Genomic DNA, 20,698 nt, shown 5'->3' with positions numbered 1-20,698 from the left:
CTATCCTTGCTTAGCCGCGCGCGGCGAGGACGTCGCGTTCGTACGATTTGACCTCTTCGAGCCAACGCTCGCGGACCGGCACGCCTTGCGATTCGCAGTAGTAGTCCCAGATCGCGCCCAGCGGATACGTCTTGAACTCCTCGGTCAGCGCGAGGCGGGACGTGTAGTCGCCGGCGAGCTCGGCCTTGCGCAGCAGGTCCGTCGGCTCGAGCAGCGCCTGGAGCAGCGCCTTGATCGTGTTGCGCGTGCCGATGACCCATGCCGCGACGCGGTTGATGCTGGCGTCAAAGAAGTCCAGGCCGATATGCGTCTTGCCGAGCAGATCGCCGCGGACGAGCTCCTTGCCGATCTCGTACAGCTCGTCGTCGAGAATGACGACGTGGTCGCTGTCCCAGCGGACCGGACGGCTCACGTGCAGCAGCATGCCATCGGCGAACAGCGACAGCGAAGACAGCTTGCCGGAGATAACCTCCGTCGGATGGAAGTGGCCGGCATCCAGGCAGATCAGCTTGTTATTTTGCAGGCCATAGCCCATGTAGAACTCATGCGAGCCGACCGTGTATGCTTCCGCGCCGAGTCCGAACACCTTGCTCTCGACGGCATCGAGGTTGTGCGCCGGGTTCAGCTCCTCCGCAAACACTTCGTCGAGCGCATCCTTCAGACGCTTGCGCGGCGCGAGGCGGTCGACCGGATTGTCCTTGAAGCCGTCCGGCACCCAGACGTTCGTGACGCAGGTCTGTCCGAGCTGCTCGCCGAAGTAGGCGCCGACGCGGCGGGAGCGCTTGCAGTGCTCGATCCAAAAATCGCGGACCTTCGGATCAGCATGGCTGAGCGTGAAGCCGTCTTTGGAATTCTCGTGGGAGAAGCAGGTCGGATTAAAATCGAGTCCGAGGCCTTGCGCCTTCGCCCACTCGACCCAACGCTCGTAGTGACGGGGCTCGATCGCGTCGAGGTCCACTTTTTCATCGGTGTCCGCGTAGATGGCATGCAAATTCACCTTGTGCTTGCCGGGAATGAGCGAGAACGCTTTTTCCAGATCCGCCCGAAGCTCGTCAGGCGTGCGCGCCGCGCCCGGATAGTTGCCCGTGACCGCGATGCCGCCCGTCAGATCCTGGTCGCGATTCAAGAAGCCGCGCACGTCGTCGCCCTGCCAGCAGTGCATGGAGATTTTGATCTCGGACAGCTTCTGGAGCGCCGCGTCGACGTCGATGCCATGAGCCGCATATTGGGCTTTGGCCGCTTCGTACTGCTTGGTCGTTTCGTTGGATGGCAAAAGGGTCTCCTCCTTGTATAAGCCAGGCGAGCGACGCGGGTCGTGCGCCGCGCCGCTCGGGCTTTCTATCGCTTTAAAATGATAGGAACTGAAATGTTAATGAATCGGGAATATTATTGAATCGGAAACGCCATGACCGACATAAGCGCGTTTTCCGCTTGGGTCGCGTCGAGCCTGCTGTACTGCACGATGACCTTGATGTCGCTGCGCACTTCGATCGCGTAGGGCACGCCCGGCGGGATGCTCTTGCCGTCCTTGGCCAGCGAGGATGTACGGATATGACGTGTGCGCCGCGCCGGTACGACGACCAGGATGTCCTCGATCGGATCGCAGTCCTCGAAATAAATGGTGAACTGGAGCAGCGCGTCGTCGGAAGCCGTGTTCAGCACGCATACCGATTCGTGGCTCGTAAGCTGGCCTGCGCTGTGCTCGGGAATGTAGGCGTCCGGTATGAACCAGCGTTTTTCGCCAGTCGCTTGGGGCATGCGCGAATCCTCCTTCGTAGGCTATTTAACCGCTTAGCGGGCGATTAGCGCGTGAACGCGGCCGGTACGCCGCCGTCGATCGTGAGCATGCAGCCCGTCGTCTTTTCGGCCTTGGAGGAAGCGAAGAACGCTACGCCTTCAGCGATGTCGCGCGGGTAGATGTTGACGAGCAGCGTCGTGCGCTTGCGGTAGTACTCCTCGAGCTGGTCGGGCTCGATGCCGTAAGCCGCAGCGCGCTCGTTGCGCCAGCTGCCGTTCCAGATGGCGGAGCCTTGCAGGATCGCGTCGGGCAGAATCGTGTTGACGCGGATGCCGTGCTCGCCGCCTTCGGCTGCGATGCAGCGTGCCAGATGAGCTTCGAGCGCTTTGGCCGCGCTGTAGGCGGTGGCGTTTTTGCCGGCATAGACGGAATTTTTGGAGCCGATGAACACCATGCTGCCGCCGACCGCTTGCGCCTTCATCACCTTGAACGCTTCGCGGGCAACCAGGAAATAGCCGGTGCCGAGCACGTTCATGTTCAGGTTCCATTCCTTCAGCGAAGTCTCTTCGAACGGGCTGGAGGTCGCGAGACCCGCGTTGTTGACGATAATGTCTACGCCGCCGTAGGCAACCGCGGTAGCCGCGTAAGCGGCCTGAACGGCTTCTTCGCTGGTTACGTCCATCTTGACCGCGATCGCGCGGTTGTCGCCGTAGCGGGCGTTGATCTCGGCCGCGATCTTCTCGGCGCCTTCGAGGTTAAGGTCGGCCAGCACGACGTGCGCGCCTTCGGATACGAGGCGGCGAGCCGTCTCGCTGCCGATCCCGCCCGCGCCGCCGGTGATGAACGCCACCTTGCGCGAGAATTCGGCTTCGGCCGGCGCCAGCGTCAGCTTGTAAAGCTCGAGCGGCCAGTACTCGACGTTATACGATTCGTTCTCGCTCAGTGAGACGAATTCGCCGAGCGCCGTCGCGCCGCGCATAACCGCAATCGCGCGGTGGTAGAGCGCGCCGCTTACCTGGGACATCGCCCAGCTCTTGCCGGTGTTGATCATGCCGACGCCCGGGATGAGGATGACGCGTGGCGCCGGTTCGAACATGACGTCGCCTTCGTTTTTGTTGCGCTCGAAGTAGGCTTTGTATTGCTCCTTATAAGCCGCGACGCTATCCTTCAAGATCGCCTTCAGGCCTTCGACGTCGTCCGCGTTCGGCGTCCAGTCGATGAACAGCGGCACGACCTTCGTGTGCACGAGGTGGTCCGGGCAAGCGGCGCCGACTTGGGACAGCTTCGGCGAGCGCTCGCCGCCGACGAACGTCAGCACGTCGTCCGCGTCGTCGAACGACAGAATCATCTTCTTGGCGTCGGAGACGGCGCCGCGGATCGTCGGCATGACTTGCGACGCGATGCTGCGGCGAACGTCGGCCGGCAGCGCGGCGTGCTTCGTGCCGCCGAACAGCGTCGCGGCGTTTACGCGCGCCTCGATGAACGCTTCAGCTTCGCTGATGATCTTGATCGTTTGCGCGTAAGCTTCCTCGCTCGTTTCGCCCCAAGTGACGAGGCCGTGCTTTTCCATCAGGACGAGCTCTGCGTTCGGGTTGGCCAGCACGCCTTCCGCGATCATCTTGGACAGCTTGAAGCCCGGACGGATGTAAGGCACCCATACGAAGCGGTCGCCGAAAATTTCCTTTGCCAGCTCCTTGCCGTTGTCGGCGCAGCACAGGCTGATGATCGAATCCGGATGTGTGTGGTCGACGTGCTTGAACGGCAGGAACGCGTGCAGCAGCGTCTCGATCGAGGCGCGCGGGTGCTTGACGTCGATCATGCAGTTGACGAGATAGGCGACCATCTCTTCGTCCGGCATCTCATCCTTCTCGAACAGCGGGCGGATATCTTCCATGCGGAGGCCCGTAAAGTTGCCGGCTTTCATCGACGCGAGGTCGGAACCGCTTCCCTTCACGTACATCACTTCGACGTCGCGGCCGCGGAAATCCTTCACGACCGTCTTCGCGGACGTGTTGCCGCCGCCCCAGTTGCAGACGCGGCGATCGGCGCCGATGATGTTGGAACGGTAGACGAGCTGATCAAGCGCGTTTTCTTGCTTCGATGCTTCCGAGGAATTCCACAAGCTTTGAACCATGAGATGAGACCTCCGAATAAATGTTTTGTTTTCTTTTGTTTTCACTATATCATCTTTGTTTGTTTTTGAATACGCATTTTCGGATAAAAACAAAAAACATCCTCGGTTACGAGGATGTACGGGAAAAAAAACAAATAGGATCGTGTTTTGGCGGCTAGAACGCAAGCGATACGCGCGCGGCACCGTTGCATATCCACTTCCGCGTTCCAAGAATAACTGCGCTGCATGCCGTTATTGATCGACGGCTGCGGCGTTTCGGAGCATTAGAGGCACAGAATGCAGCTATCGCTCGCATGCGGCGGCGCTTCGGAGTATTAGCGACACGGATTGCCGCTATCTTCCGCCTGCGGCCGGCACTACCTATTTTTTTGCGAAAAAAGCAGCCGATCCGCCTCAGCAGAGGCGCAGCCCGACGATGACCAAATCCCGCTCGATGCCGTCGAGCTCCGCGACGCGAGGCAGCCGGCCCCACCGTTCGAAGCCATGTTTGCCAAGCAGGCGAAGGCTCGGCTCGTTGTGTCCGAATACGAGTCCGACAAGCGTCTTGATGCCGAGCGGCGGAGCGGCCGCGATCGCATGGCGGATCAGCACGCCGCCGAGGCCCAGCCCCCTGGCGGACTCCGCTAAGTAAATGCTGAGCTCCGCCGTCGCATCGTATGCGGCCCTGCTATGATAAGCCGAGAAGCTAAGCCAACCCGCGACATGCCCATCTCTGCGCAATACCCACAACGGATGCCGGTCCGGCAGATGCGCTTCGAACCAGCCGATCCGGCTCTCGACCGATACCGGCTCCAGATCCGCCGTCACTTGCCTGCCCGCGACAGTCGAATTGTAAATCGAGACGATATCGGGCAGATCTTCGAAGCGGGCAATTTCAATGCGATCGTTTGCAGACTGCGACAATGCTTTCCCTCTTTTCATAAACTGCACCCGGCTATTTTTCATGTATCGAAAACTGCTATTTGCTATTATTGAAGACGATTATTCCAAACGGATGCGGATATAATGGTCGGTCTCCGTCTCAAGCTCGTAATAATCCTGCAGCGCCGACTCCCATTCTGCGCTGGCCGGCGAATTCATGAAGCCGACAGCATGGTCGCCGAGGTTCTGCCATTTGACGAGCAGCATGTACCGGCCCTCCTGCTCCACGCATTTGTGAAGCTCATGAGACAGGTAGCCTCGCGTACCGGCTAACAGCGCCTGGAATTTGCGAAAGCTGCTCTCGAATTCGCTTGCCATGCCTGGCTTGACCGTAAGCATCGACGATTGCAGGATCATCGGTACACCTCCAATAATAGGTCTGAACGAACGGCTGCCTGTAGCCCTCTCCTACAATTCTTCGGTGGCTTCTTCATCGTTCAGCGTCCCGAGTACGATGCGATCGTTCTGCAGGACGGCTGTCAATCCGATCGCGCTAAGCATGACATAGGCATGGCCATCCAGCGAAAACATGGCCGCACCGCCCGAGTACGATCCGGCACTGCGCAGAATAACCGACTTGCTGCCGGGCAGCGTAAAAGCGTACCGGTCGTCGACGTGCTCTACGTACTTTCTGAACGCCCGCGAGCGCATGTAGATGTCGCCGTTCAGTTCGATCCACTCGTACTTGGCGCCGGCAGAAGGATAAATATCGATGCCGGCGCCTTCGACGGCATATTCCGGCGCACGTTTGATCAGGCTCCTGACTGTCGCCAGCGTCGGCGGCAAATCCAGCAAACGCGCCTGCACATTTTCCGCGATGCCGATCAGATGCGACAGTCCGAGCAAGGCGGGTCCGCCGAACAGGCTGAACACGATCATCAGGACCGAATTGCTGGCAAAACCGACGATCGTCCCGCCAATCAAGATCAAATAACCGATCAGATCAAGCAGCGTACGCATTTAATCGTCACTCCTGTCCAGCTTAGTCCTCTTCCTCTTCTTCCGGCGACACGACATAGACGCAGCGGAAACGCTCGGTGCCCGGATACTTCTCCCCAAGGCTGTGAACGGTAAACCCGATGCTCCGGTAAAAATTAACGCCGTCTTCGTCGGTCTCCGCCTCGATGCGCTCGGGCTCGGCAGCGCTCAGCAGATGAAGCACCATGCCTCTGCCGTATCCCTTCCCCCGCTCATCCGGATGGACTGCAATATGACGGATGGTCGCAATGCGGTCGTCGTCCGATTCATATCCGATGATTCCGATGATCTCTCCGTTGTCTTCATAGCCTTGAAGATGAAACCGGACATTTTCCTTATATTCGCTCAACACCTTCACTAGACGGTCCGGATCCGGAAAAACGGACAGCTCGAGCAGCTCGTAGATCGGGCGTTGTTCCAGTCTGTCTTTCACGTTAACCAGCATTCGAGTCACCTTTTCCTATTCATTTAATTGCATTAATTATCGTCGTTAAATATACATTTAGTGTCTCCATCTGATATCCGATTTAGACAATTGGTACACCATCCAGCCCGCCGAGGCCAGCGTGCATAGAACCGGATTGCCGCGCGCGAAAAAAACGGCAAAAATCAAACAAAACACAGTCGTCGTTTGCGCCAAACCGCCAACCAAGCGGCCTTCCTTATCAGAAAACACCGCAAGAATCGATAACAGCAGCATCAATGCGATCAAGAACACCCACAGCATCGCGCATCGCTCCTACTCTACGTCGAAGTTAAAATACGTTTTCGGATAGGGCTCCTTCGCGAGCGTATAATGCCACCATTCCTTGCTGTAAGCTTTGAAGCCCCGTTTCTCCATCGCCTTCTTCAGCAGGTTGCGGTTCGCCGTCTGCGCCGAGACAGCAAGCTTCGCGCCATGCGCCGAGACCGGACCGAGAAAGTCGAAGCTGCCGCCCATGTCGACGAGTTGGCCCGTCTTGACGCTGGCCATCGACAGATCGACCGTGCTGCCTCTGGAATGCCCCGATTTGCCGGAGAGATAACCGAGCTTGAACAGCTTGGCCTTATCGGTGTCCGGATAGAAGACAGCCTTCGTCTTCTGGTCCTTCGGGTCCTTCGACCAACGGATGAAGTGATCCACCGCCTTTTGCGGACGGTATGCGTCATAAATAACCAGCTTGTAGCCTTTTTCGGCGAGATCGTCGGAGACTGCTTTTAGCGCCTTGGCGGCTTGCTGCGTCATGACCGCGTATGGCGCCTTATACCCGTCTACGCGGGCGCCTACGAAATTATAGTCGCTATAATACCGAATGTCGTATTCGGCCGAAGGGATAACTTCGTCCAGATAGACGAATCCTTTGGGAAGCTTGTTCTTCTTGGCAGGCGGACGCTCATCGGCCCCTGGGACTTGGCCATCCGATGCCGGGATCCCGGCAGTCGAAGCGCCTCCTCTATCGACCGGAGCCGAGATCGCACCGATCCGTGCGGATACGGCGACGGCCGTCGCCGCTGACATGCCCAGCGTACCGGCTGCGACTGCGGGGCCCGATGCGACGGTTAAGGCGACAGCGGCGAGCGGTACGATCCACTTGCTGCGCATAGGCCGGACTCCTCCTTCTCGCGATCGTAACCATCATTATAGCATCATTCTTGCGCGGAAGAAGAGCGAGTTGTTGCAGCCTGCAAAGCGACGGGTATACCTTTTTGTGTAAAACTATCGAGTAAACAAAGGAGCGATCGAACATGGCGAACGCCGCACAAGTCGGAGCCGGAAACGGCGATCTTGCAGGAAAGGTAGCGCTGGTCACCGGGGCTGCATCGGGTATCGGCCTTGCATCGGCCGTCAGGCTGGCCCGCGACGGCGCGAAGGTTGCGCTTCTCGGTCGAGGCGGCGACGACGAGCTGGAGCAGGCGGTACATAAGATCGCAGGTTCCGGCGGCGAAGCGATCGCGGTCGAAGCCGACATCTCCGTCGAAGCCGAGATGCAAGCCGCCGTACAGCAGGTGCTAGACCGATGGGGCCGGCTCGACATCGTCGTCGCCAATGCGGGCGTCAACGGCGTATTGCTGCCGATCGAGGACATGGGCATGGACGATTGGAGCACCACGATCGGCATCAACTTGACCGGCACTTTCCTTACGGTCAAACATGCGGTGCCTGCGCTCAAAAAGCAGGGCGGCAGCATCATCATTACAAGCTCTATCAACGGAAATCGCGTGTTTTCCAACTTTGGCTTCAGCGCCTACAGTACGTCCAAAGCAGGTCAGGTCGCCTTTATGCAGATGGCCGCGCTCGAGCTGGCCAAGTACCGCATCCGTGTCAACGCGATTTGTCCGGGCGCGATCGAGACCAACATCGAGGAAAACACGGACCGCCGGCCCGAAGTCGACGAGATCGCCATTCCCGTGGAGTTTCCCGAGGGCGACCAGCCGCTGCGGCACAAACCCGGCAGTGCCAAGCAGGTCGCCAGCCTCGTCAAGTTCCTCGCTTCAGACGAGTCTTCGCACATTACCGGCACGCCGATTTACATCGATGGTGCCGAATCTCTCATACACGGCTGATTCAAACTCTTCTTGGGACAGATTCGTTATAACCAAGCCCAGGCCGCTGTCGCAAACATACCAGGCAAAGAAGGTGCGCATCATGCAGCTCGAGTGCTTCTACCATTCTCCGCGCAGCAACTGGGCTTATTCCTACGACAAGGACACCTTCCATCTGCGACTCCGGACCAAACGGGACGACGTAGATAGTGTCGTCGCTATAACCGGCGACAAGTACGATTGGGCGCATCACCAACGCGAGTGCCTCATGGAGAAAATCGCCAGCGACAGCTTGTTCGATTATTGGGAATGCCAAGTCAAACCCGAACGCAAGCGTTTTTCGTACGGCTTTAAGCTGATGTCCGGCGACCAACGGGTATGGATGATCGAATCCGGCATTTTCGGCGAGGAGCCTTCTCCCCCGGGCGGTTATTACGAGATGCCTTTCATTCACGAGATCGACATTTTCACGCCGCCCGAATGGACCAAGTCTGCCGTTTTCTACCAGATCATGCCCGACCGATTCGCCAACGGCGACCCCGGCAACGATCCGGAAGGCGTGCTCCCTTGGGGCGGCAAGCCGACGCGGGAGAGCCACTTCGGCGGCGATCTGCAGGGCATCGTCGACCGCATCGATTATTTGACGGAGCTTGGCGTAACCGCCGTTTATTTGACGCCAATCTTCGAATCTCCCAGCAATCATAAATACGATACGATAGATTATCGAAAAATAGACCCGCATTTTGGAGACGTCAAAACGCTCAAGAAGCTGGTCGACGTCGCGCACGGCAAAGGCATCCGCATCGTGCTCGACGCCGTTTTTAATCACACGAGCGTGGATTTCCCGCCGTTCAAGGACATCGTCAAAAACGGCGAAAAGTCCAAGTACAGGCACTGGTACCATATCTACGATTATCCCGTCCGGATCGAGGAAGGCAACCCGAACTACGATACATTCGGCTTTTTCGCGCAAATGCCCAAGCTCAACACGGCCAATCCGGAGGTCAAAAACTATCTGCTCGGCGTCGCCGAATACTGGCTCAAGGAAGTCGGCATCGACGGCTGGCGTCTGGACGTCGCCAACGAGATCGACCATGCGTTCTGGCGAGACTTCAGGCGCACGGTCAAGCGGGTCAATCCGGAGGCCTATATTATCGGCGAGGTATGGTCCGACTCGCTTCGCTGGCTTCTTGGCGACCAGTTCGATTCGGTCATGAATTATCCGTTCGCCGATTGCGTGAACGCGTTTTTCTGTCCGGGCGAAGCCGATGCCGGCGATTTTGCGAACAAGATCAACCATGTTCTGATGCGTTACCCGCAGCAGACGAACGAAGTCGTCTTTAATATGCTGAGCAGCCACGATACGCCGAGAATATTAACGATGATGGGATCGGACAAGCGCAGGCTCAAGCTGGCTATCGTGTTTTTGCTCACCTTTATCGGGACGCCCTGCATTTTCTACGGCGACGAAATCGGCCTGTCCGGCGACGGCGACCCGGATTGCCGCAAATGCATGGAGTGGGACTTCGAACGTCAGGATCGCGAGCTGTTCGACTTTTACCGATTGTTGATCGATCTGCGCAAATCGAATCAGGTGCTCCGCTCCGGACGCTTCCGCTTCCTCAAGGCCGATACCGGCGACAGCGGACTCGTCTATGAGCGGATCGACGCCGGCAAGCATTTCACCATCTGGATGAACAACACGGACGAAGCGACGGTGCTCGCCCACCCGATCGTTGCCGACGATTGGATCGACGCGCTGAGCGGCGAGTCTGTCAAGCCGGTGGACGGATGGATGCGCATCGGTCTGGAGCCGCTAGGATACCGGATTTTAAGCCGCTCGATCGTCTAATATGAACAGGGGGATATCTGCATCTCGCATGCAGGTATCCCTTTTTTTTCGGACACATTATGTTCACAAATGAAAAAAAAGTTCGAGTTTCAAGTAATATATGCGCTGGTTAATAACTATCTATGATTGATCTGGCAGTTATTTTCAAGGAGGAAGAGCAGAGGATGAGCAAGCAAAACGTTCTAGCCATGCTATTAGCCGGAGGGGAAGGCAAACGGCTGCATCCGCTAACGCAGCAATGGGCCAAACCGGCCGTACCTTTCGGTGGAAAACAACGCATTATCGATTTTCCGATCAGCAACTGCTTAAACTCCTTCATCGATAATATCGGCATCGTTACACAATATCGAGCCGAATCCATTCACCAATATTTGAGCGAAGCTAAATCATGGAGCGGCGGTCCGCAAGCTCAGCGCGGTCAAACCTTGCTGCCATCCGATCGGATCGGCGGCGAGGGCTACGCTGGAACAGCCGACGCGATCTATCAAAATATAGATTACATCGACAGTCATTCCCCCGAGGACGTCCTTATTCTATCCGGCGATCATATCTATCAAATGGACTATGCGCCCCTTCTTTCCGCTCACCGCAAAAGCGGCGCGAGCGCGACGATTGTCGTCAAGCACGTCGCTTGGGAAGAAGCGAGTCGGTTCGGCATTATGAGCACGGATGAAGAAGGCCGTATCATCGACTTCGCTGAAAAGCCGGCTGCGCCGAAGAGCAATCTCGCTTCGATGGGCGTCTACGTCTTCCGCTGGAGCGACCTGCGCCGCCTCCTGCTGCAGGACGCCGCCAAGCCCGCTTCCTCGCACGACTTTGGCAAAGACCTGATCCCGCAAATGCTCCAAGACGGCGAATCGCTCCATGCCTACAAATTCGGCGGCTACTGGCGCGATGTCGGCACGATCGGCAGCCTTTGGGAAGCCAACATGGATCTGCTCGACGGCGAGGTCCATATCGGCACGCCGGAATGGCCGATGAATGCCTCCGCCCTGTCGTCGGTCGTGCACTTCTCGTCCGGCGTCCACGCGCAAATCCGCGGCTCGCTCATTCACCAGGGCGTCTCGGCCCGCGGCGAGATCGATCGCTCCGTCATTTCGATCGGCAGTCAGATCGGCTCGAACAGCCAGGTCCGCGACAGCGTCGTCATGCCCCACGCAAAGATCGGCAAGCACGCGAAGATTAACCGCGCGATCATCGGCGAAGGCGCCGTTATCGAAGACTATGCGGTGGTCGGCGACGGATCGGACATCGTCGTCATCGCGCCGGGCGAACGCGTCAAGGCGAACGTATTCATGGCTCCGGCATTCGAGCGCATCAAGGACATGAAGGACCGTATCGTCGGCGCTGGGAAGCTCGATCAACCGGCTGCGTTGCTGACGATTGCCGAATAATCGCCGAACCTCCATTAAAAAGAAGGCGGACTCCTGCTGCGGAGTCCGCCTTCTTTTTATCCTGCATCCATTTCTAGCAGCTACCCGGCACAATCGGCTCCGGCCTCCCCCACAGATATCCTTGAAACAGACGGTACCCAAGCGCCTGAAGCCAGCGGTAATCCGCCTCGCGCTCGATCCCCTCCGCCAGCGGCACGGCGCCGACCTGCAAGGCTGTCTGGAGAAGCTCTCCGGCAATCCGCTGCTTGGCCGGATCGCCGCTCACGCCGTCTGCGGCGCCGCGGTCCAGCTTCATATAATGTGGCTTGATCTCGCGGAGCAGCTCCGGCGTACTGAAACCTTCCCCCACATCGTCAAGGGCGTAGCTAAAGCCTTGTTCGGTATAGTAAGCCAAAATCGTCTTCAGGTGCGCCAGATCATCGACCCGCTCGCTCTCCACGACTTCAAAAACGAATCGCGACGCATCCAGCCCCAGCTCCCGCGTCAACGCGGTCGTCGACCGCAGACAATGCTGCGGGGAATAGATCGACGTCGGAATAAAGTTAATGAATACTTTCCCCTGCAAATGAACGGCGCTCCGCACGGCAGCCATACGGCACATGCGATCGAGCGCATAAAGCCGGTTGCGACGCTTCGCCGCTCCGAATACTTCGGCCGGCGACAGCATCCTGCCGTCTTCGGCCAGAAATCTCGCCAACACCTCGTAGCCGTAAACGCCGCCGTCTGCGCTCACGATCGGCTGGGCGTACGGCACGACGCGTTCCTCCCCGATGACGCCTTCGACCCATTGCTCCTTCAGTTCTTCCGGCAGCGTCGTCAGCGGCTTCCATTCGCCTTCGTTCAGGCGATAAGCCATCGCGGCAGGGTTCATATGATCGAGACAAAAGTCGTAAAAATCGGCGACAGCGGACTCGCGAACCAGCATCGCGTCCGGTTGATTTTGCATGGGCGCGCCGCGTTCCTTCATAAACCTGGCGATCTCGCCGGCTACGGCTTCGTTCGCGGGATCGGCTAGCCGGAATTCGTACAAGGGCTCTCCCGCCATGCATTGTCGGCAACTCATCTGCACACTTCCTTCGATGTCGAGCGGGATTAAGGTCCGACGCTATACATTCGCCGTATGCTTCTTTATTCCTACCTTTTTAAGAGAAAGTTCTGAAATTAAAAAGAAAGACAGCCCACGGCTGCCTTGAAGATCTTACCTTATGCACCATTTTTCAGCTAGGACCGCGGCACCTGAAGCTCTGCGAACAGCCGTCCCAGCTCGCCGTCGATATCTGCTGGTTCGCAAGCGTAATTGTACATGCCCAGAAAGATGCGCGTCGCCCGTTCGTCCGTGCCGATCAGTCGATAAGCGCCGAGCAGCTCCGGCGGCAGCGGCGCATTGCGGGTCATCTGGCAGCCGATCTCGAATCGGCTCCTCAGCTTGGCCTGCATGGCGTCCTCGTATTTGGCCGCCATCTCCTCCGATGCTTCAAGCCAGTCCGCGGGCCGGTATGCGGAGAGCGTCCGCGCGAGCAGCCCTGCGCCGAAAACCGCGTCATGCATGCCTTGGCCGACCGCCGGATCCTTGAAGGAGAAAGCGTCTCCGACAAGCGCCCAGCCTCTGCCAATGCCTTCGTGCCAATCGTTGTCGTAGCCGAGAAGCGCGCGTATGCGCCCCGCAAACGACGCGTTCCTCAGCCGGCCCGGAAATTCCGTCGCGGCAAACCCTTCCTCTGCCAGCGCCCGGAGCCCCTGCTCCGGTTCGGCACGCAGCCTCTCGATGCGAGCGGTGTCGGTTAACGGGAACATAAAACCAAGCACATATTGCGCATCGCTCGTCGGGAAAGCGATGGCGAGCTTGTCGCCCTGCTTGTAGAACTCCGCGAACCGATCCCCGCTTTGCTCGTAGCCGTCGACATAGGCGACATAAGAAGCATAATCGGTCGGCACGGCCAGCCGTCTCTCTGCGCCTGCCCACTGCCGTACGGAAGATCGGCGGCCGTCCGCGCCCACGACGAGCGGTGCAGAGAAAGACAGCACCTGCCCCTCTTTCGTAACGCCGGTCACCCCCGTTACTTCTCCGCCTGTGCCGCGGATGAGCGAGGTCGCCCTGAATCCGCTGACCGCCGTAACGCCCGGCTGCGCGCGCGCCAGACGGAATAGAATATCGTCGATATATTTGCGTTTTACGCAAAGACAACCGTCGATCCCGTCAACCGCAGGAAAACGTCCTTCGATGATCGCTCCCTCGAAGTTAATATGCGCTTTGTTGTAGAGCGGGGTACCCGTAGCCAGCAATTCGTCCAGTACGCCCATTTCTCTGAATTTGGATAGCGTGTTGGCATACAAATTGTGCGTGGATAAAGTGTCGCTCGGAAATTCGGCCCGGTCGAGCAGCAGCGTCCGCATTCCCAGCCGCGACAGCTCCCACGCCAGCGTGGCACCCGCAATTCTGGCTCCTACGACAATGACGTCGTATGACGCGTTCATCCAATCCCTCCTCATCTACCTTGACGGGAAGAGTATAACGCCGGACTTCGTCACGAAGACAGTTACGGCGGTCACCGGATTCGTCACGTGTTCGAGAAGGTCGTACGAAGCAGAGACGTCGCATTTCCGGTCTTCCCCTCGCCGACCCGCTCGGTTACAGTAGAAGAACCGGTTAATGAATGGAGGATTTATTTTGAAAACGCCGTTATCGACGGAACGTCCCGCCGCCGCACTGCAGCGCCCGATTGCTTCCAGGGACCATGTGGTGTTCGCGGCCGCGACGCTGCTCTATTGGGCGACCATGTATATTTATGTGCCGATTCTGACCCCGTTTCTCGAGGATCGCGGTCTGCCGCTCGGCACGATCGGCCTGATCGTCGGCAGCTACGGCTTGACGCAAGTGCTCATCCGCTTCCCCCTGGGTCTCTACTCGGACCGGCTCAGCAAGCGCAAGCCGTTTTTGTTCGCCGGCATGGCCGCGGGACTTTTGAGCTGCGCGCTGTTTTTTTATGTAGGCGGCTGGATCGGTCCGCTGTCCGGGAGGCTTGTCGCCGGCATTTGCGCATCGACCTGGGTGCCGTTTACGGTGCTGTACGCCTCGTATTATCCGCCGGCGCAATCCGGCAAGGCGATGAGCACGCTGAGCTTTCTGACGGTCGTCGGACAGCTGGCCGGCATGACGCTGAGCGGCTATCTGGCGGGGTCGGGCGGCTGGAACGCTGCGTTCGCGGCCGGCATGATCATTGCCGCAGCAGGCGGCGCGCTCGTCGCTTTCGTCCGCGAACCGCACTCGGCTTCAACGACGAATGCAGCATTTATGAGCGGCGAAGAAGCCGGCAAAAGGCCGGCGCTGACGCTCCTCCGGCATTCTCGGCAGCTGCAGATCGTTTCTTTGCTGTCGTTGCTCGCTCACTGCGTGCTCTTCATTACCATGTTCGGCTTTACGCCGCTGCAAGCCGTTGAATACGGAGCCGGCAAAAACGGACTCACCGGCCTGGTCGTCTCTTTTATGGTTCCGCATGCGCTCGTCTCATTATGGACCGGCCGCTATATCGCCCCTCGCTTCGGCACGCGGCGCGTCTTAGTCTGCGGCTTCCTGCTGGCTGCCCTCTGCACAGCGCTCATCCCGTTCAGCGGCAACTATGTCGGCCTGCTGGCCACGCAGGCGGTCAACGGCATCGCGCAGGGGTTGTACTTGCCGCTGCTGCTTGGCCTCGCGATCAAGGATATTCGGCCTGTCGAACGCGCCACGGCCATGGGGTTCTATCAATCCGTATATGCCATCGGCATGTTCGCCGGGCCGTATCTGGCCGGGTGGCTGAATGCCGGCGGCGGGCTTAAGGCGGGCTTCGCCTTCGGCGCCGCGATCGCCGTCCTCGCCGCCGTTATCGCGCGACTTGGAATAAAAGCGGAACGCACCGCTTAAGCCGCTTCGAAGTTACGGCTGGCTAGCGCCGGCTTGGCGGGCTTGGCGGGCTTGGCGGGCTTGGCGGGATCGGGCCTAGCTAGTGCTGGCTGGAGCTATTCCCGCGATGTCCTAATAGAGCCCGCCTTGCAGTGTCAAAGCGACGCAGGCAAGCGCGACCAAGATCAGCAGCACGCCGTCCCGGGCATGCCAGTGCAAACGCTCGGCCTCGCTCGGCGCGTCCCGCCGGCCGATCCCGCGGCTCTCGAGCGCCAACGTCACGGTCTCTCCCATCCGGAACAATGCGAGCATAAACGGCACGGCCGTGCTTCGAAGTCTCCGCAGCATCGCCGCGGGCGAACGCCCCGTGTCCTTGCCTCTGGCGACGGCGATGCGGGCGAAGCGATCCCACTCCGCGAGCAGCTGCGGCACGAATCGCAGGAGCAGCGTCACTGTCAGGACGAGACGCTGCGCCCGTCTTCCTGCGCCGCCCTTTCGCGGCAAAACCTGCGCGAGCGCGCGGCGCAAACGGAGCGGCGGGATGGCGGCCGGCAGCGCAATTCCGATCGCCAGCACGAGCCAGGTTTTTGCAAACGAGCGAAAAGTAGCGACGCTGTTCGCGGCATGCCACCAATCGCCGCGATCGCCGCTGCTTCCCGTCAAGCCGGACAGCACCGTCGACATGACGGTGAACAGCGCAAACGCGGCGAGCGGACCTTTGTATTCGCGCAGCGGTAGGCGGGCGAGCCCTACGATCGCTGCCGTCAGCAGGGCGGACGCCGCCAGTCCCGCCCATCCCCGCGCTGCGAACATCGACAGCGACAACGCCACATATCCGAGCCATATCGCTCTTGGATCGAATCCGGACAGCCGGTTGCGATCGGCCCCGGATATGGAGCGCCTCCTTGCGTTTGGCCATGCTTCAAAATCGGCTATTTGCGCGCCGTCCGAATTTACGCCCTGATTCTCGCGGTCGGCAGACGTAGATATATCCTTAACATCCTGAAGTCCCATTGACAGCCGAAACGCTGCAATTTCCGTCGCCTTCCATATTCTCTCTTCCGCCAGTCCATGCCGCCATGCATCGCGGGCGGCCCTATAAGATGCCGGACAGCGAAGCCCGGCTTCCTCCCACCATTCGGGGTGTTCCAGCAACGCGCGCCGGCTGCAGCGCCGGATCTCGCCGTCAGCCCCGAGCAGCAACAGCTCGTCCGCAAGCGGCATCGACCAATCGGGATCGTGGGAGACGAGCAAAACGCCGCGGCCGCTCCGACGCTCTAAGGTTAGGCTTTGCGCCAGCTTTTCGCAGCCAAGGGCATCGAGACCGGCGGTCGGCTCGTCCAGCAGCAGCCAGGACGCCGGCGCCGCCAGCGCGCCAGCCAGCGCGGCCCTTCGCCGCTCGCCGCCGCTCATGGCATATGGGTCCCGCGTTAGCCAGGAATCCCCCCATCCGACGGATTGCAGCGCATGTTCAAGCCGTGTGCGTCTCGCCCCCGCATCCAGCTTGTAGGGCTGGAGCACATAGTCGAGCTCTTCCTCGACCGATCGGGCAAACAGCTGCTCCTCCGGGGATTGACTCGCATAGCTGTACGCCAGTAATCGATGTCGACGAGCGGACCAACCGCTGCCTGCGGGCTGTATTTGCCCCGAGGCGAGGAACTCGGCTCTGGTCTTCTCAGCCTTCTGCAGTCCTGCCGCAATCTCCAACAGACGCGTCTTGCCCGAACCGTTCGGACCGAGAAGAACGACAATACGGCCCGGCTCGAGGGTTAGCGAGTCCATTGTGGGCAGGGACGCTTCGGCGCCGCCGCGCAGTCGAAGTCCCTCGAAGCGCAGCAGGAAAGTTTCGCAGGACGTTGTTTTGTCCGAAGCGGCTATGGCGGGCGTTCCCGCGCCTGCTCTCTTTGCCCTTTCCGTTTCGCGTGAATGCCCGGCTATCCGAGCGTCGCCCGCCTCGCGGCGGCGCAGCGCCATTTCATAATCCAACGCCGCGGCATACGGGAGCCTGAGACCCGCCAAAAGGCAGGGCGGAGCGAACGCGGCTTCCGCCTCTGACGCATCTTTGTACAAAAATCCGCTTGCGCTGCCGTCGTACACCAGTCTTCCTGCCGCCATTGCGAGCACACGGCGTTCCGGATCCGATTCCAGCTCTTCGATTCGCTGCGTAATCCAGACGATCGCCGCCCCTTCTTGCTGCCTTTTAAGCGCAAGCTGCCGCACGAGCGACTGCGAATGCCCGTCGAGCATCGAGGTCGCCTCGTCAAAAACGAGCAACGGCGCATGCCCCGCCGCAGCGGCAGCGACGGCCGCGAGCTGCCGTTGTCCCCCGGACAGCGCGCTCCACGGCAGATCCGCCGCTTCCTTCAGCCCGGCTTCGCCCAGCGCCTCATCCGCCAGCCGCAAAATGTCGGGGCCCCTGGCACCAAGCCATTCCAGCGCAAATACGATCTCCTCGCGCGGCGTCGTCCCGAATAGCTGCGCATCGGGCTGCTGCATGACATAAGGCGCCGGCTCTTCCCCGGCGAAGCCCCGTTCCCAACGCTCGGCGCGAAGCTCGCCGTGAATGCCGAGCCCCGCGACGATTCTGCCCAAGGTCGATTTTCCGCTGCCGTTCGTCCCGACGACATATACCCATTCGCCGGGCGACAGCGTCAGTTCGACCCGATCGAGCAGCGGCGGCGCATCCTCCGCAGCGCCCTCTCTGTAGGCGGACATCCCCGCTATAATAAAGTGCGCTTCGGCCGGCGGCCGTTCCGGGCGCGAATCTACCGTTGCCGTCATTTTTGAATTCCTTCTTCCCAAACCGGTTGTCTCATGCTAGAATTCCAATTGTTAACCACACATTCGTTTTTAGGTTAACATTCGAGAGGAGAATTGACAATGACTGAGACAAATCGAACTTCTTCCGCTTCGGGCGGCGGCGCCGACCGAACGGCAGCCGTAACCGTCGTGCGACAAAACACCACGGCCGCCTGGATCGGCAAAACCGTATTTATCGCCCTCTTCGCCGCGCTATTCATCGCTTTTAGCTATGTATCAATACCGCTCGGGTTCACGAGCGTCCCGATTACGCTTCAGACGCTGGCCGTCATGCTTGCCGGCGGACTGCTCGGCGCTCGGCTCGGCTTCTCCAGCATCGCGCTTGTCGTACTGCTCGCCGCCGCAGGCTTGCCGCTTCTTCATGGACGGGGCGGGCTGTCGACGGTATTCGGACCGACGGGCGGCTTCATCTGGATGTTTCCGTTTCAAGCGCTGTTCATCGGGATGACGGCCGATCGGCTGTTCCGCAAAGGCCGCAAGGCGACGACACGTACATACGCGATTCTGATCTTTTCGGTCGTCCTGTTCGGCGTTGCGCTCGCTTATGTCGGAGGTGTGCCCTGGTACGCGCACAAAGCGCATACGTCGCTGCATGCGGCGCTGATCGGCGCCTGCTACCCTTTCCTTCCCGGCGATCTCATCAAAGCCGCCGCGGCGGTCGTCATCATCGCCGCGCTGCGTCCTGCACTCTACGGCACTTTAAAGCGTTTGTCCGGGCGGTAATATACGACCTGATCGCTTAATGCCAGCATCCTTTCCCCGCATGTCAAAGATCGCCCCTCCCAGGCCTGGCGCCATTGGACGAGGCGATCTTTTTCATACTTCCCGGCAGTCAGATGACCGTCAATCCGCCGTATTTCGCCAGCTCCTCGATCAATCGCTTGTATATCGGCAGCCTGAATTCCATCGGTCCCGTGCGATGAATGCCTCCGCGATGATGCACGACGACTTCCTTTGCATACAATGCGTAATAGGCGCTCCCCGCCGCGATCGAGCCGTAGGCGATCTCCCCGCTCGCCGTGCGGGCCGCACGCATTGCCTTGCGGTCAAGACGGACGCTCTCGCAGGGAACGACGCTCACGATATGCTCGAACAGGATGTAGTAGTTCATATGCGGCTTTTGCACGACCAGCTCCCGCGTCGACAAGGTCAGCCCGAAGGGACCTTTTTTATGCGAAATTTTAAGCTCACCGGTCAAGCCTTTGACTTGCAGAAAATCCGAGATCGGAATCACCTTCTTCCCTGGTAGTGTACGCCGAGCCGCTTGGCCGGCAAGCCGGATCAGGCGCTAGACAAAGGTACAGGCAGCGGTCGGCGCATCGGCATATGCTAAAGACATGCGGCTGCCACGCGGCAGCAAAGTCCTGCATTCGGGAGCGTGAAACGGTGCGATGATCAGCAGCATACTGGACCTTATCGTCAGCGATCTGCCGGAAAGAACGGTCCATATGACGTCGGGCTGTGCGTATGGCGAAGAAAACGCCTTAACGGAGATCGGTGACGGTACCGAGGTCACGCTTGTAAACGGAAATTATTCCGGAAAAGCGGTTGTCCGTTTGCGCAGCGGAGGCGAATGCTTCCATGGCAGCTTCGAGCTCGGCGCTCCCTTGGCGAGACAACTCCGGTTGACCGGCAACAAACGCTTTAAACTCGTTTACGATCCGGACCGCAAGACGCTTAAAATCGGCTCGTCTCCGATATCGGCGGCATCCGCCCCGGTCGGCAGCGATGCGAAAGTCGGCTCCGGCCGGCTGTCGATCGGATACGCGCTGCTCAGTCAGCTCGGCTTGCCCGACGATAGTCGGGACCATACGCTGACGATCAGGCACGGCGGCGCATCCCGGCGCCTAGCCGTTCGTTCGCCCGCCAATCTGTTTGAAGGCGGCTTTAGGCTGCATCCCGATTCGGTTCGCGCGCTCAATCTTCGGTCGGGCAAGGCTTACAAGCTCAGCTACGATCAGCGGGCCAAAGAGCTTGTCGTTATGCCGGCAGGCCGAGCACCCGGCAAAGCCGGGCAAGGTAAAAACGAAGCCAACCGGTCCGGCGGCACGAACCGTTCCAGCAGTCCAAACCGTACTACCGGTTCTAATCGTTCCAGCGGTTCCAAACGTTCTAGCGCTTCTAATCGTTCTAGCGGCACAAACCGCTCGGGCGGCGGCGCCGTTCCCAACCCGCCCGCATCCGCGAATGACCGATCTAAAGGCGACGCCGGCCACCGGCCCGCCGCGCCGCAGCGCACGCGCACACGGACAAGGCGTCCTGCGCCGGCCGCAGCGCCTCGCGACGACCGCCGGCCGACAGCCGGCGCCTTGAAACCGCCGCGTCCGGAGAAAAAACCGAATCCGGCGCCCGTCTTCCACACGACCAAGGGCAGCGGTTCCGGCAAGCAAGCGACAGCCGGTCGAGCCACGCCGTCCAAGCCTTATATGCCAAAGGGCCGCGCATAATGCCGCGGCCC

19 protein-coding genes are annotated in these 20,698 nt (G+C 59.6%); 6 read left to right on the top strand and 13 right to left on the bottom strand.

The features are described 5' to 3' along the window. Nucleotides 1-10 precede the first annotated feature (10 nt). The 9 genes from rhaA to ACFSR7_RS28955 form a co-directional block, all read right to left on the bottom strand. On the bottom strand, nt 11-1,273 hold the full coding sequence (rhaA, locus tag ACFSR7_RS28995; protein WP_378167658.1) for an L-rhamnose isomerase: 1,263 nt from the start codon (nt 1,271-1,273) through the stop codon (nt 11-13). A 113-nt stretch (nt 1,274-1,386) separates the two neighbouring features. After that, a complete protein-coding gene (locus tag ACFSR7_RS28990) occupies nt 1,387-1,758 on the bottom strand; it encodes a sensory rhodopsin transducer (protein WP_378167656.1) in 372 nt (123 codons plus the stop codon). 44 nt (nt 1,759-1,802) lie between these two features. After that, complete coding sequence (locus ACFSR7_RS28985) at nt 1,803-3,872, bottom strand: bifunctional aldolase/short-chain dehydrogenase (protein ID WP_378167655.1); 2,070 nt, start codon at nt 3,870-3,872, stop codon at nt 1,803-1,805. 393 nt (nt 3,873-4,265) lie between these two features. Next, a complete protein-coding gene (locus ACFSR7_RS28980) occupies nt 4,266-4,775 on the bottom strand; it encodes a GNAT family N-acetyltransferase (protein WP_378167653.1) in 510 nt (169 codons plus the stop codon). A 78-nt stretch (nt 4,776-4,853) separates the two neighbouring features. Next, a complete protein-coding gene (locus ACFSR7_RS28975) occupies nt 4,854-5,150 on the bottom strand; it encodes an antibiotic biosynthesis monooxygenase family protein (RefSeq protein WP_378167651.1) in 297 nt (98 codons plus the stop codon). 51 nt (nt 5,151-5,201) lie between these two features. Continuing rightward, the gene (locus tag ACFSR7_RS28970) at nt 5,202-5,753 is read right to left on the bottom strand and encodes a hypothetical protein (protein WP_378167649.1); all 552 of its coding nucleotides are present in this window, start codon (nt 5,751-5,753) and stop codon (nt 5,202-5,204) included. 22 nt (nt 5,754-5,775) lie between these two features. Beyond that, nucleotides 5,776-6,216 carry a GNAT family N-acetyltransferase gene (locus tag ACFSR7_RS28965; RefSeq protein WP_378167647.1) on the bottom strand — a complete coding sequence of 147 codons (441 nt, stop codon included), beginning with the start codon at nt 6,214-6,216 and terminating at the stop codon, nt 5,776-5,778. A 57-nt stretch (nt 6,217-6,273) separates the two neighbouring features. Then, the gene (locus ACFSR7_RS28960) at nt 6,274-6,498 is read right to left on the bottom strand and encodes a hypothetical protein (protein ID WP_378167645.1); all 225 of its coding nucleotides are present in this window, start codon (nt 6,496-6,498) and stop codon (nt 6,274-6,276) included. A 12-nt stretch (nt 6,499-6,510) separates the two neighbouring features. Next, entirely contained in the window at nt 6,511-7,353 is an 843-nt protein-coding gene (locus ACFSR7_RS28955; RefSeq protein WP_378167643.1) for a M15 family metallopeptidase, read from the bottom strand. A 143-nt stretch (nt 7,354-7,496) separates the two neighbouring features. Between ACFSR7_RS28955 and ACFSR7_RS28950 the strand changes: the two genes are divergently transcribed. The 3 genes from ACFSR7_RS28950 (at nt 7,497) to ACFSR7_RS28940 (ending at nt 11,540) form a co-directional block, all read left to right on the top strand. Then, complete coding sequence (locus ACFSR7_RS28950) at nt 7,497-8,315, top strand: SDR family oxidoreductase (protein WP_378167642.1); 819 nt, start codon at nt 7,497-7,499, stop codon at nt 8,313-8,315. An 82-nt stretch (nt 8,316-8,397) separates the two neighbouring features. Next, nucleotides 8,398-10,146 carry an alpha-glycosidase gene (locus ACFSR7_RS28945; protein ID WP_378167640.1) on the top strand — a complete coding sequence of 583 codons (1,749 nt, stop codon included), beginning with the start codon at nt 8,398-8,400 and terminating at the stop codon, nt 10,144-10,146. A gap of 164 nt (nt 10,147-10,310) precedes the next feature. Continuing rightward, nucleotides 10,311-11,540, top strand: a complete 1,230-nt coding sequence (locus ACFSR7_RS28940) for a sugar phosphate nucleotidyltransferase (protein ID WP_378167638.1) — start codon at nt 10,311-10,313, stop codon at nt 11,538-11,540. A gap of 73 nt (nt 11,541-11,613) precedes the next feature. On the opposite strand, the gene ACFSR7_RS28935 is transcribed toward ACFSR7_RS28940, so the two are convergent. Together ACFSR7_RS28935 and ACFSR7_RS28930 are read right to left on the bottom strand one after the other, a co-directional pair. Beyond that, entirely contained in the window at nt 11,614-12,603 is a 990-nt protein-coding gene (locus ACFSR7_RS28935) for an EAL domain-containing protein (RefSeq protein ID WP_378167636.1), read from the bottom strand. Nucleotides 12,604-12,761: 158 nt separating this feature from the next. After that, nucleotides 12,762-14,015: an NAD(P)/FAD-dependent oxidoreductase gene (locus ACFSR7_RS28930; protein WP_378167634.1), complete on the bottom strand. Its 1,254-nt coding sequence runs from the start codon at nt 14,013-14,015 to the stop codon at nt 12,762-12,764. Nucleotides 14,016-14,208: 193 nt separating this feature from the next. Between ACFSR7_RS28930 and ACFSR7_RS28925 the strand changes: the two genes are divergently transcribed. Continuing rightward, nucleotides 14,209-15,441, top strand: a complete 1,233-nt coding sequence (locus ACFSR7_RS28925; RefSeq protein WP_378167632.1) for an MFS transporter — start codon at nt 14,209-14,211, stop codon at nt 15,439-15,441. Nucleotides 15,442-15,552: 111 nt separating this feature from the next. On the opposite strand, the gene ACFSR7_RS28920 is transcribed toward ACFSR7_RS28925, so the two are convergent. Beyond that, a complete protein-coding gene (locus ACFSR7_RS28920) occupies nt 15,553-18,201 on the bottom strand; it encodes an ATP-binding cassette domain-containing protein (protein WP_378167630.1) in 2,649 nt (882 codons plus the stop codon). Nucleotides 18,202-18,300: 99 nt separating this feature from the next. On the opposite strand from ACFSR7_RS28920, the gene ACFSR7_RS28915 reads away from it, so the two are divergent. Next, entirely contained in the window at nt 18,301-18,963 is a 663-nt protein-coding gene (locus ACFSR7_RS28915) for a biotin transporter BioY (RefSeq protein ID WP_378167628.1), read from the top strand. Between the two features lie 109 nt (nt 18,964-19,072). Here ACFSR7_RS28915 and ACFSR7_RS28910 read toward each other — a convergent pair whose 3' ends face one another. Then, complete coding sequence (locus ACFSR7_RS28910) at nt 19,073-19,474, bottom strand: hypothetical protein (protein ID WP_378167626.1); 402 nt, start codon at nt 19,472-19,474, stop codon at nt 19,073-19,075. A 157-nt stretch (nt 19,475-19,631) separates the two neighbouring features. Here ACFSR7_RS28910 and ACFSR7_RS28905 point away from each other — a divergent pair, with 157 nt between their 5' ends. After that, nucleotides 19,632-20,687 carry a hypothetical protein gene (locus ACFSR7_RS28905; RefSeq protein WP_378167624.1) on the top strand — a complete coding sequence of 352 codons (1,056 nt, stop codon included), beginning with the start codon at nt 19,632-19,634 and terminating at the stop codon, nt 20,685-20,687. Nucleotides 20,688-20,698: the final 11 nt, after the last annotated feature.

Origin of the sequence: Cohnella sp. GCM10020058 (assembly GCF_042683485.1) — a bacterium.
In the GTDB taxonomy this organism is placed as follows: Bacteria; Bacillota; Bacilli; order Paenibacillales; family Paenibacillaceae; genus Cohnella.
This window is presented reverse-complemented; position numbering and strand designations above follow the sequence as displayed.